This window comes from Micromonospora sp. DT227 (assembly GCF_049841835.1).
Taxonomy (GTDB): Bacteria; Actinomycetota; Actinomycetes; order Mycobacteriales; family Micromonosporaceae; genus Micromonospora.
On the sequence record NZ_JBNCLA010000001.1, the window covers coordinates 1668211 to 1680472 of the forward strand.

The following is a 12262-nucleotide window of genomic DNA, read 5'->3' on the forward strand; positions in this document are numbered from 1 at the left end:
ATTCACAACTGCGCCATTGTTGCGACGTGCCGCGTCGCAGCGGTGGCGCAGTTTTTTCAACGGCGCCCGACGCGTGTCGCGCGGCAACGTGAAAACCCTGCGTCTGCCGCCCCTGAGCTGGGAATGTGCCTCGTCTATCTATGAACCACTGCGGTCCGGTTCGTTTATTGCACGTGTCGTGGTGCTGACGTTTCAGGAACTGGAAGTCCGCTGTTAACCCTCCGTACTCTTTGCGCATCCGAGCCGCCACCCCGTGCTGCGGGTTCGTCCCTTGCTGGGCTCCGGGAAACCGATTCATTTCGCCGGCGGACGGTTCTGCATCCAGTGCCCGTCATCAACGTGGCTCACGCCGCTCGTGCCGACCATGGGGGTTGACATGAACAGAGTCGGATCCGGAGTTCGCGACCGGCGAACCGAACCGGAGGCGCAGCTCCAGGCGCTGCACGAGGCGGACGAGGGCCGCCCGCCCCGACTGACCGTCATCGTGCCGACCCGGAACGAGGCGGAGAACGTCCCGATCCTGCTGGCGCGGCTCGGCCCGCTGCTGGCGCCGCTCGACGCCGAACTCCTCGTGGTCGACGACAGCGACGACGGCACGCCGGAGGTGCTCACCCGGGTGGCCGCGGGGGCGCCGATCACCGTACGGCTGCTGCACCGGCCGCCGCACGCCCGCGCCGGTGGACTGGGCGGCGCGGTCCTGCTCGGCACCGCGCACGCCCGCGGCGAGTGGGTGCTGGTGATGGACGCCGACCTCCAGCACCCGCCGGCCGCGGCGGCGACGCTCGCGCGGATCGCCATGCGGCACGACGTCGACGTCGTCATCGGCACCCGGTACGCCGGCAGCGGCTCCCCGGTCGGGCTCGACGGGGCCCTCCGGACGGCGACCTCGTCCTGGGCGACCCGACTGGTGAAGGGCATGTTCCCGCGCCGGCTGGCGACGGTGAGCGACCCGATGAGCGGGCTGTTCGCCTTCCGCCGGGCCGCGGTGCGCCTGGACCGGATGAACCCGACCGGCTTCAAGGTGCTGTTGGAGCTGCTGGTGCGCCATCCCGGCGCCCGGGTCGCCGAGGTGGCGTACGACATGGCGCCCCGGCACGGCGGCCGGTCGAAGGCGTCCCTGCGGGAGGGCGCGACGTTCCTGCGGCACCTGGCCCGGCTGCGGGGCCGCCGCCTCGTCGGGCAGATCCGGCGGAGCCCGCGTACCCACGCCGAGCGGCTGCGCGAACTGGGCCGGATGATCGCGTTCGGCATGGTGGGGCTCTCCGGCATGGTGGTGAACACCGCCGTGCTCTGGTTCTGCTACGAACCCGCCCGGATGCACCACCTGATCGGTGCGGCGCTGGCCACCCAGGTCTCCACCACGTGGAACTTCCTGCTGATCGACAGCCTGATCTACCGGCGGAACCGGCACGGCTCGTTCGCCGCCCGGGCGGCCCGGTTCTTCCTGCTCAACAACGCGTTGCTGCTGCTGCGGCTGCCCGTGCTCCAGGCCCTGGTGTGGGCGGGGGTCGGCATCCTGGTGGCCAACGCGGTCACCCTGGTGGCGCTCTTCCTGGTCCGGTTCCTGGTCAACGACCGGGTCATCTACACCGCCGTCGACAAGGCCCGCCGCGACCCGGTGCGGTTGCTCGTCGCCGGCGCCTCCGAGGCGCCCAGCACCCCGTCGCGCCGTCGCTACCAGTACCTCAAGTACCGCTACGACGTCGCCGGCGTGGTGACCATCGGCTCGCAGATCATGCTGCCGGAGCTGGAGTTCTTCCGGGCCCAGTGGGTGCCCGACTCCGAGGTGGACATCGCGGTGCGGGTCAGCGACATCGGCGGTCGCGGGCCGCAGCGCCGCGCGGCCATGACCCAGTACGCCGACCAGTCCGTGCTGCGCTACGAGGAGCAGCTCGGCCGGTGGGGCGCGAACTTCCGCATCCAGCTCGGACCGCCGATCGAGATCCAGGTCGGCCCGCTGCTGGCCCACTCGCCGCACGTGGTCTACACCAACATCATCGAGGCGCTGCTCCGGTTCGTCATGGTGGCCCGGGGCCACATGCTGCTGCACTCCGCGTGCGTCACGCTCGACGGGGTCGGGGTGATGCTCTCGGCGCTCACCGACACCGGCAAGACCGCCACCGTGCTGCGGCTGCTCCGCGACCACGGCGGTCTCTTCCTCTCCGACGACATGACGATCGTCCGGCCGGACGGGGTGGCGACCTGCTTCCCCAAGCCGCTCACCATCAGCGCGCACACGCTCCGTGCCGTGCAGGCGCAGGACCTGACGCCCGCCGAGTGGCGGCGGCTGCAACTCCAGAGCCGCCTGCACTCCAAGGGCGGCCGGTCGCTGGCGCTGACGCTCAGCCGGTTCAACCTGCCGATCATGGGGATCAACGCGGTCACCCAGTTGCTGATCCCGCCGCCGAAGTACAGCGTCGACCGTCTGGTGCCGTGCCGGATCGGCACCACCACCCGGGTGGAGGAGCTGTTCGTCATCGAGCGCGGCAAACCCGACATCACCGAGCTGGGGGCCGCCGACACGCTCGACCGCATGATCGACAACACCGACGACGCGTACGGGTTCCCGCCGTTCCGGTACCTCGCGCCGTCCATCACCATCGACGGTCAGGGGTACGGCCAGCTCCGGGCGCGGGAGCGGGACATCCTCGCCAGCTTCCTGTCCCACGTCCGCAGCCGGGTCGTCGTCTCGGACACCTTCGGCTGGGCCGACGAGATCCCCCGGCTGCTGCGGGAGGAACGCGCCGGCCGGGGCGCCCCGGTGGTGCCCGCCCAGCCGTGGCCGAGCTGGAGCGGTGACCTGACCGTGGCGGGAGGGCCCGCGTGAGCGTGAGCCATCCGGCCACCACCGACACGCTGCCCGAGCAGCGGCGGGGCGAGGCGCAGCGACCGGCGAGGTCGGCGCCGCCGTCCTGGCTGCCGGCGCTGCGGCGGCCACGGTGGAAGGTGGCCGGTGGGCTGACCGGGGTCGCCGTGCTGGCGCTGTTCGTCCGGACGTGGCAGATCGACGCGTTCGGCTTCAACAGCGACGAGGCGGTGTACGCCGGGCAGGCCGCCTCGCTCGCCGGCAACCCCCGCTACACCGAGTACTTCCCGGTCTTCCGGGCCCACCCGATGCTCGTCCAGGCGTTGCTGTCGCCGTTCTTCCGGGCCGGCGAGGTGGACGTGGCCGGCCGGCTGGTCGTCGTGGCGCTCGGCGTGCTGACCGTGCTCGCGGTGTACCCGCTGGGCGCCCGGCTCTACACCCGGCGGGTCGGGCTCATCGCCGCGCTGTTGCTGGCCGTGATGCCGTACCACGTGGTGGTGACCCGGCAGGTGCTGCTGGACGGGCCGATGGTGCTGCTGGCCACGCTCACGCTGTACTGCATGGTCCGGTTCGTCCAACGGCAGGACGCGCTCTGGTACGTGGCCACCGCCGCCATGCTCGGCGTCACCATGCTGGCCAAGGAGACCAGCATCGTGCTGGCCGGCAGCGTCTACGCGTTCCTGGCGCTCACCCCCGGCGTACGCCGGCCGGTGCGGGCCACGCTGCTGGCGCTGCCGGTGCTGGCGCTGGTCTTCGCCACCCATCCGATCTCCCAGGCGCTGGCCGGCCGCACCGAGACCGGGCGCAACTACCTCGTCTGGCAGTTGTTCCGGCGCCCCAACCACCCGATGTCGTTCTACCTGGAGAACGTGCCCTCGTCGATCGGGCTGCTGGTGCTGCTCGCCGCGTTCGGAGGGCTGTGGTGGGCCCGCCGGCAGCGGAGCTGGCGGGAGACGCTGCTGCTGTCCTGGATCGCCGTGCCGGTGGTCTTCTTCCAACTCTGGCCGGTCAAGGGTTTCCAGTACCTGCTGCCGGTCGTCGTGCCGGTGGCGGTGCTCGCCGCGCGGGCGTTGGCCGTCCTGCCGGTGCCGGCCCGGCTCGCCGCCGTCCCCCGGCGGGTGATGCCCCGGGCCCGCGTGCACCTGGTGGTCCGGCTGGTGGCCGTCGCCACGGTCGCGCTGAGCCTCCTCGGACCGTGTTGGCGGGCGGTCAGCCAGCAGGGTGGGGCGCACTTCCTGGCCGGCTCCGGCGGCGTGCCGGGTGGCCGGGAGGCCGGCCGGTGGTTGACCGACCACACGCCGGACGGGTCGGTGATCCTCACCCTCGGCCCGTCCATGTCGAACATCATCCGCTACTACGGCCAGCGGCAGAGCTACGGACTGTCGGTCAGCCCGAACCCGTTGCACCGCAACCCGTCCTACGTGGCGCTCAACAACCCGGACGGGTGGCTGCGCAACAACAACCTGCACTACATCGTCTGGGACTCGTTCTCCGCGCGTCGCTCGACGTTCTTCGCCGACCGGCTGGCGACCCTCGTCCGGCGCTATCACGGCCGGATCGTGCACACCGAGTACGTCGGCGGCGCCGACGCCTCCGGTCGCGCCGTTCCCGTCCCCGTGATCATCATCTATGAGGTGCGTCCATGACCCGTCGGATCGATTCCGTGCTCCGGCGTCGCGCCGGGCGGCTGTCGGCCGTCGCCGTGCTGCTGGCCCTGGCCGTGGTGACGGCGACGCCGGCCGCCGCGTCGGCCGCCCCGGCGACGCCGACCACGCCGACCACGCCGATCGAGAACGTGGTCTTCCTGATGCAGGAGAACCACACGTTCGACAACTACTTCGGCACCCGGCCCGGGGTGGACGGCATCCCGAAGGGCGTCTGCATGCCGATGCGGTCGGACCTGCCGGAACCCTGCGTCAAGCCGTTCCACATCGGCAAGCTGGGCGCGATCGACCTCGACCACTCCGCCGACGCGTTCGCCCAGCAGTACAACGGCGGCCGGATGAACGGCTTCGTGGAGGGGGTGAGCAAGGCGGGCAAGGACGGCCGGATGGCGATGGCCTACTACGACGACCGCGACCTGCCGTACTACTGGAACCTGGCCGACGAGTACGTGCTCTTCGACCGCTTCTTCAGCTCGTCGCACTCCGGCAGCATCCGCAACCACATGTACCGGGTCACCGGCGGTCCGGGCGCGGCCGGCAAGGCGGAGACCATCCCGGCGACCGGCTGGGGGAACATCCCGACCATCTTCGACCGGCTGGAGGCGGCCGGGATCAGTTGGAAGTTCTACGTGCAGAACTACGACCCGACCATCACGTTCCGGTCCCGCGTCGAGGAGGAGGACATCGACCGGGGCGCGCAGGTCATCTGGGTGCCGCTGCTGGGGTACGCCCGCTACGTCGACGACCCGCGCCTGTTCTCCAAGATCGTGGATCTCGACGAGTACTACGCGGACGCGGCCAAGGGCGACCTGCCGGCGGTCTCCTTCATCGCGCCGGCCGGCAACAGCGAGCACCCGCCGGGCAACATCGGCGCCGGCCAGAACCTGGTGCGGGCGCTGCTGACGCAGCTCATGCGGTCCCCCGAGTGGTCCTCGTCGGCCTTCATCTGGTCGTACGACGACTGGGGCGGCTGGTACGACCACGTCAAACCGCCCAAGGTCGACCAGTACGGCTACGGGTTCCGGGTGCCGGCGCTGCTGGTCAGCCCGTACGCCCGGCGCGGACGGGTCGACTCCACCACGCTCGACTTCACCTCGGTGCTCAAGTTCATCGAGATCAACTGGCGGCTGAGACCGCTCGCCAGCCGGGACGCCAAGGCGAACACGTTCCTCGACGCGTTCGACTTCGACGCGCCGCCCCGTCCCGGCGTCCTGCTCAGCGCCGAACGCACCGCTGTCGCGTTGAAGCGGCCCGACCCCCGGCCGGTCTACGGCTCGTACGCCACCGCGCTGCTGCTGGTCGGCGCGTTGGTCGGCGCCGCGGCCGTCCGTGGCCGGCGGCGGTCGCGGTGAGCGCCGCCCGCCGGCTGCTGCCGCCGCTGCTCCTGGTGCTCCTGGTCGTCCTGCTCACCCCGGCCGCCGCCACCGCGGCACCCCGCTCCGCGCTGCCCGGCACGCTGCACCTGCAGATGGTGCCGCCGATCCGGGGCGTGCCGGTCGCGGTGGACGGCAACACCGGCCGCTCGGACGCCAAGGGCCGGGTGAACATCCGGGTGAAGAACTTCCTCGGGCTCGACAACCGGCTCACGGTCGGGTCGGCGACCGTCGGCGCCGACCGGAAGGTGGTGCTCGACCGCATCCGGGGCAGCGTGGACCACGGCGTCCGGGACCGGATCGTCGAGGTGGGCCTGCGCACGATCCGGCGGGTGAGCTGGCGCTACACCGACCGGTTCGGGTCACCGGTGCCGGCCCGGCGGGCGACCGCGATGCGGCTGCGCAGCAACACCGGCGAGATCATCGAGCTGACCGGCGACCAGTTGACGAAGCCGCTCTGGGTCGCCGAGAGCCGCACCCAGCAGGGGCCCCGGGGGCTCGTCTCGAAACGCCTCTACTACGTGGTGGACGCCGTGATGGTGGACGGCACCTCGGTGGTCAACCGGGCCGGCCAGAAGTTCGTGCCCTGGGACCGGCAGGCCTGGGTGGTGCAGTTGCTCTTCTTCAAGGTGTCGTTCACCGCCTCGGACATGCTCTTCCCCCGGCGGGCCGGCAGCGGGATCCAGCTCACCCGGGCCGACGGGCGGGTGCAGCGGCTGGGGTTCGGCCCGGACGGCACCGTGCTGGTCCCCGACCTGCCCCGGGGCACCTACACCCTGACCGTCCGCGGCGGCGGCCTCTCCTTCGGCCGGCCGGTGACCATCAGCCGGGACCAGGAGGTGACGCTCACCGTGATCAGCATCGTCGACCTGACCCTGGTGGCGGTGGGCGTGCTCGGGGTGGCCGTCGGGTTGGTCCTGCTGGGCCGCCCGCACCTGCGCCGCCCGATCCGGGCACTCCGCCGCGTCGCGCGGCGGCCCGGTCGGCGTCGCTGGCGGCCCCGCGCCGCCGCCGGCCTGGTGCTGGTGCTGCTGGCGGTCGCCGCGGCGAGCCTGCCGGCGGCCCGGGCCCAGGCCGCGCCCGCCCGGTCCGGGCCCGCGGCGACCCCGACGTCGTCGCCGGTTCCGGTGCTGGCCTACTACTACATCTGGTTCAACCCCAGCTCGTGGAACCGGGCGAAGAGCGACTACCCGGTGCTCGGCCGCTACTCCAGCGACGACCAGGAGATCATGCGGCGGCACGTCCGGATGGCCAAGGCGGCCGGGATCACCGGCTTCCTGGTCTCCTGGAAACACACCGAGCAACTCGACGAACGACTCGCCGCGCTGGTCGAGGTCGCCCGCGCCGAGAGCTTCCGGCTCGGCATCGTCTACCAGGGCATCGACTTCAGCCGCAAGCCGTTGCCGCTGGCCACGGTCCGGACCGACCTGGCCCTCTTCGCCGAACGCTACGCCGCCGACCCGGTCTTCGGGATCTTCGACCAGCCGGTGGTGATCTGGAACGGCAGCGACAGGTACTCCGCCACCGAGGTCGCGGACACCGTCCGCCAGGCCCAGGAGAAGCTCCAGGTCCTCGGCACCGCCAAGAGCGTCTCGGTGGTGACCAGCCAGTCGACGCTGGACGGGCAGGCGTACTACTGGTCCTCCGCCGACCCGCTCGTCGACCGCAGCCGGGACAAGCTCACCGCGATGTCCCGGGCCGTCCATCTCCGGGGCGGGTTGTGGATCGCCCCGGTCTCGCCCGGCTTCGACGCCCGCCAGATCGGCGGGAGAAGGGAGGTGCCCCGCCGGGACGGCGAGACCCTGCGCGCGTCCTTCGCCGCCGCCCGGCTCTCCCAGCCCGACGCCCTCGGCGTCATCAGCTGGAACGAGTTCACCGAGAACACCTACGTGGAACCGAGCGAAGAGTGGGGCAGCAGGTACCTGGAGGTCCTGGCCGACCTGCTCGGCGTCGCCCCGCACCCGGACGCGCAACTGGACAGCAGCGCCGAGGGCGACGACTGGGGCCTGCCCGCCTGGGCCGCGCTGATCCTGGCGGTCGGCGCGGTGGTCCTGGTGCCGCTCTGGCTGTACCGCCGTCGACGGCGCGCGCGAGCCGCCGCCACACCGTCGACCCCATCCGGCGCCACGCGGTCCGAGGAGGCGCCGCTCCACCACTGACCGGGCGACCCACCACCGATGTCGCGGCCGGCCCGGACCACCCTCCACACCGTTCTGGAGGACCGATGACAACTCGATCCCGATCCCTGGTCCGTCTCCTCGCGCCGGCACCCGTCCTGCTCCTGGCCGTCGCCGCCGTCGCTCCGCCCGTCGCCGCGGCACCCGCCGGCACCCCGGCGAAGCCGCACGCCACCACCGCGGCCCAGGTGGCCCGGGCCGCCGCGGCCGTGACGCTCAACCCGGTCGCCGACGCCTGGGTGGACGCCTCCCATCCGACGGTCAACGCGGGGCGGACCGCCTCGCTCCGCGTCGACGCCGTCCCCTGGCAGGTCGCCTACCTGCGCTTCGAGGTCACCGACGTGGCCACGGACCCGACCGCGGTGCTGCGTTTCTACGTGGAGACCGCCAGCAGCACCGGGGTGGACGTCCACCCCGTCGCCGACAACACCTGGGACGAGAACACCATCACCTACGGCAACGCCCCACCGATCGGCGCGGCGGTCGTCCGCAGCGGACCCGTGGGCGCGGACACCTGGGTGTCGGTGAACGTCTCGTCGCTGGTCACCGGCAACGGGCCGGTGACCGTGGCGCTCACCACCACCAACGACACCGGCCTACGGGTGACCAGCCGGGAGGGCGTCAACAAGCCGCAACTGTTGACGCCGGCGCCACCCAACCCGTCGCCGTACGTGGTGACCAGGACCGGGTCGACGACCTACCGGGCGGCCTCCGACGTCACCGGGGAGACCTACACCGGCAGTCTCAAGACCGTGCTGGAGAGCGCCGTGGTCGAGCTGAACCGGCTGGGCGGCGGCACGGTCCGGTTCGAGGCCGGCACGTTCGACTTCGGCGCCGAGTACATGAAACTGGAGGGCATCCGCAAGGTGACCTTCGTCGGCGCCGGCATGTACGACACGCTGATCCGCAACGACAACTCGTCGGCGGGGGACACCGAGCCGTTCAACACCAAGGGATGGGACGGCGTGATCGTCCGGGACCTCGCGGTCTCGGCCGGCGGCGCGTTCCGGAGCACCAGCGACGCGCTCGACTTCGACGACGGCAACAACATGGTCGTGGAGCGGGTGCGGGTGACCGCGTCCCGGGGGCGGGGCATCGTGTTCGACGGCAAGAACCAGACCTGGACGTCGATGGGCAACACGGTCCGGGACTGCGTCATCAGCGGTGCCCAGAGCGACGGCGTCGAGCTGCTGGCGACCAGTGGTGACACGGTCACCGGCTGCACCATCACCGGCGTGGGCGGGCACGGCATCCAGGTCAACCGCGCCTCGTCCACGGCCGACCAGCCGAACAAGACGGCCGACCACAACCTGATCAGCGACAACGTGGTCGACCAGGCCGGGCAGGACGGCATCAACATCAACAGCGGCGCCGGCAACCAGGTCGTCGACAACCACGTCACCGACAGCTCCGACGACACGCCCAACCGGGACGGCATCCGGGTCACCACCGCGACCGGGATCACCTGTGTCGACACCGTGGTCAGCGGGAACGTGGCCATCGACAACCAGATCGTCAAGACGGAGCGTTACGGGCTCTACGTCACCGAGGGCTGCAACGCGACTGTGGTCGGACCCGGCAACACGTTCACCCCGAACCGGGTGAGCGCGATCCGGGACGCCGGCAACGGCACCATCTTCCACTGACCGCCGGGCGTCACCGCGGGTCGGCGAGGATCTGGTCGATCTCGGCCAGGTCCTCGCCGGCGAGGTCCAGGTCGTCCAGCGCGGCGACGTTGCCGGCCAACTGCTCGACACTGCTCGCGCCGATGATCAGGCTGGTCATCCGCGGGTCGCGCAACGCCCAGACCAGGGCGAGCTGGGCCAGGCCCTGCCCCCGCCGCCGGGCCACCTCGGCGAGCGCGCGGACGGTGGCCATCCGCGACTCGTCCAGGTCGCTCTCGTTGAGGAAGACGCTGGTCCGCACGCGCGAGTCGGCCGGGATGCCGCCCAGGTAACGGTCGGTGAGCAGGCCCTGGGCCAGCGGGCTGAACGCGATGCACCCGGCGCCGACCTGGTCCAGCGTGTCCAGCAGGCCGTCGGACTCGGTCCAGCGGTTGAGCATCGAGTACGACGGCTGGTTGATCAGCAGCGGGGTGCCCAGGTCCCGGAGGATCTCGGCGGCCCGGGCGGTCTGCTCCGAGTCGTAGTTGGAGATGCCCACGTAGAGCGCCTTGCCCGAGCGGACGATCGCGTCCAACGCGCCCATCGTCTCCTCGAGTGGCGTGTCCGGGTCGAACCGGTGCGAGTAGAAGATGTCCACGTGATCCAGGCCCAGCCGGCGCAGCGACTGGTCCAGCGACGAGATCAGGTACTTCCGGGAGCCCCACTCGCCGTACGGGCCGGGCCACATCAGGTAGCCGGCCTTGCTGGACACCACCAGCTCGTCCCGGTACGGCTTCAGGTCGGTGGCGAGCAGCCGGCCGAACACCTCCTCCGCCGCACCCGGCGGCGGGCCGTAGTTGTTGGCCAGATCGAAGTGGGTGATGCCGAGGTCGAAGGCGCGGCGGACGATGTCGCGCTGCCGTTCGAAGGGCCGGTCCGGCCCGAAGTTGTGCCACAGGCCGAGGGAGATGACGGGCAGCTTCAGCCCGCTGCGGCCGCTGCGCCGGTAGAGCATCGAGTCGTAACGGTCGTCGCTGGCGAGGTAGGTCACCCGATCATTCTGCGCCCACCGGCGAACCGGTGTGCGGGCACCGGGGCGCGGGTAGCGTCGGAGCCATGCGTTTCGTGCGGCTCGACACTCCCAAGCCCATTTCCAAGATCGGTCTCGGCACGTGGCAGTTCGGCTCCCGCGAGTGGGGCTACGGCGCCGACTACGAGCGGCGGGCGGCCGAGATCGTGCGGCGGGCGCTCGACCTCGGGGTCACCCTCTTCGACACCGCCGAGCTGTACGGCTTCGGCCGCAGCGAACGCATCCTCGGCGCCGCGCTGGGGGACGACCGGGCGAAGGTGGTGGTGGCCAGCAAGATCTTCCCGCTGCTGCCGGTCGCCCCGGTGGTGCAGCAGCGGGCGGTCGCCTCCGCCGCCCGGCTCGGCGTCGACCGCATCGACCTCTACTAGGTGCACCAGGCCAACCCGGTGGTCGCCGACACCACCACCATGCGCGGCATGCGCACGCTCCAGGACGTCGGGCTGGTCGCCGAGGTCGGGGTCAGCAACTACGACCTGCGCCGGTGGCGGTTCGCCGAGGCCGCGCTGGGCCGCCGGGTGCTGAGCAACCAGGTCCGCTACAGCATGATCGACCGCGGCCCGGAGGAGGACCTGATCCCGTACGCGGAGCAGGCCGGCCGGATCGTCATCGCGTACAGCCCGCTGGCGCAGGGGTTCCTCTCCGGCCGCTACGACGCCAGCAACCCGCCGTCCGGGGCGGTGCGCCGGGCCAACCCGTACTTCCTGCCGGAGAACCTGGCCCGCGGCACCGAACTGATCGCCACGCTGCGCGAGGTGGCCGACGCGCACGACGCCACCCCGAGCCAGATCGCGCTCGCGTACGTGCTGCGACACCCGAACGTGGTGGCCATCCCCGGCGCGTCCGGGGTGGAGCAGATGGAACGCAACGCGGCCGCCGCCGACATCGACCTGGCCGACGACGAGTACGCCGCGCTGGTCGCCGCCGCGCACGCGTTCCGGCCGGTCACCGGCCTGGCCGCGATGCCCCGGCTGATCCGCGCCCGACTGGGGAAGTGACCGCATGGACGACGTCACCGCACTGATCCTGGACGACCACGCCGCCTTCCGGCGCGGCTTCGCCCGACTCGACGACGCCCGCGACCCGGCCGAGATGCTGGCGATCTGGGAGGCGCTCGCGCTGCACCTGGACATCCACGCCGAGGCGGAGGAGGCCATCCTCTATCCGCACCTGGTGAAGCACGGCGACGACGGCGAGGACGAGACCGCCGACGCGATCGGCGACCACAACAAGATCCGCGACGCGATAGTCGAGGCCAAGCTGCACGAGGTCGGCTCGGACGCCTGGTGGGCGGCGGTCGGCACGGCCCGCCGGGAGAACAGCGAGCACCTGGCCGAGGAGGAGGACGAGGCGCTGCCCGACTTCCGCCGGCACGCGAGCGTGGAGCTGCGGGCCGAGCTGGGGGCGCGTTGGCTCACCTTCTACGGCGAGCACAAGAACGGCCGGGACCTGCCGTTCCGCGACAAGGACCCGCAGGGCTACGTGCGCGACCACCGCTGACCGGCCGATCTCCCCGGCGTGGGGGAGTCGCCCGGGAACCGGCGACGGGAC

The 12262-nt window shown here is 71.7% G+C and carries 7 protein-coding genes and 1 pseudogene; 7 read left to right on the plus strand and 1 reads right to left on the minus strand.

Going from position 1 to position 12262, the window contains the following annotated elements:
- Positions 1-376 precede the first annotated feature (376 nt).
- The 5 genes from ACLQ2W_RS08480 to ACLQ2W_RS08500 all read left to right on the plus strand — a co-directional run bounded on the left by ACLQ2W_RS08480 (position 377) and on the right by ACLQ2W_RS08500 (position 9666).
- Complete coding sequence (locus ACLQ2W_RS08480) at positions 377-2827, plus strand: glycosyltransferase (protein WP_425785900.1); 2451 nt, start codon at positions 377-379, stop codon at positions 2825-2827.
- Positions 2824-4452 (plus strand): glycosyltransferase family 39 protein, encoded by a 1629-nt coding sequence (locus ACLQ2W_RS08485; RefSeq protein WP_425785901.1) that lies wholly within the window; start codon positions 2824-2826, stop codon positions 4450-4452. The genes ACLQ2W_RS08480 and ACLQ2W_RS08485 overlap by 4 nt, the downstream gene beginning before the upstream one ends.
- Complete coding sequence (locus ACLQ2W_RS08490; RefSeq protein WP_425785902.1) at positions 4449-5822, plus strand: alkaline phosphatase family protein; 1374 nt, start codon at positions 4449-4451, stop codon at positions 5820-5822. Before ACLQ2W_RS08485 ends, ACLQ2W_RS08490 begins: the two co-directional genes overlap by 4 nt.
- Positions 5819-8002 carry a hypothetical protein gene (locus tag ACLQ2W_RS08495; RefSeq protein ID WP_425785903.1) on the plus strand — a complete coding sequence of 728 codons (2184 nt, stop codon included), beginning with the start codon at positions 5819-5821 and terminating at the stop codon, positions 8000-8002. Before ACLQ2W_RS08490 ends, ACLQ2W_RS08495 begins: the two co-directional genes overlap by 4 nt.
- Positions 8003-8067: 65 nt before the next feature.
- The gene (locus tag ACLQ2W_RS08500; protein ID WP_425785904.1) at positions 8068-9666 is read left to right on the plus strand and encodes a DUF7594 domain-containing protein; all 1599 of its coding nucleotides are present in this window, start codon (positions 8068-8070) and stop codon (positions 9664-9666) included.
- A gap of 10 nt (positions 9667-9676) precedes the next feature.
- Here the strand turns inward: ACLQ2W_RS08500 and mgrA are convergent, their stop codons facing one another.
- On the minus strand, positions 9677-10675 hold the full coding sequence (gene mgrA, locus ACLQ2W_RS08505; RefSeq protein ID WP_425785905.1) for an L-glyceraldehyde 3-phosphate reductase: 999 nt from the start codon (positions 10673-10675) through the stop codon (positions 9677-9679).
- 65 nt (positions 10676-10740) lie between these two features.
- Here mgrA and ACLQ2W_RS08510 point away from each other — a divergent pair.
- Both ACLQ2W_RS08510 and ACLQ2W_RS08515 read left to right on the plus strand, forming a co-directional pair.
- Positions 10741-11709 (plus strand): annotated as a pseudogene (locus ACLQ2W_RS08510) (aldo/keto reductase).
- Between the two features lie 4 nt (positions 11710-11713).
- Positions 11714-12211, plus strand: coding sequence for a hemerythrin domain-containing protein (locus ACLQ2W_RS08515; RefSeq protein ID WP_425785906.1), 498 nt, complete (start codon positions 11714-11716; stop codon positions 12209-12211).
- The last annotated feature ends 51 nt before the right edge of the window (positions 12212-12262 follow it).

What these genes read in the sequence shown, in the direction of transcription:
- ACLQ2W_RS08490 (WP_425785902.1), top strand. Translation starts at nt 4,449, where the DNA reads ATGACCCGTCGGATCGATTCCGTGCTCCGGCGTCGCGCCGGGCGGCTG.
- ACLQ2W_RS08500 (WP_425785904.1), top strand. Translation starts at nt 8,068, where the DNA reads ATGACAACTCGATCCCGATCCCTGGTCCGTCTCCTCGCGCCGGCACCC.
- ACLQ2W_RS08515 (WP_425785906.1), top strand. Translation starts at nt 11,714, where the DNA reads ATGGACGACGTCACCGCACTGATCCTGGACGACCACGCCGCCTTCCGG.
- ACLQ2W_RS08480 (WP_425785900.1), top strand. Translation starts at nt 377, where the DNA reads ATGAACAGAGTCGGATCCGGAGTTCGCGACCGGCGAACCGAACCGGAG.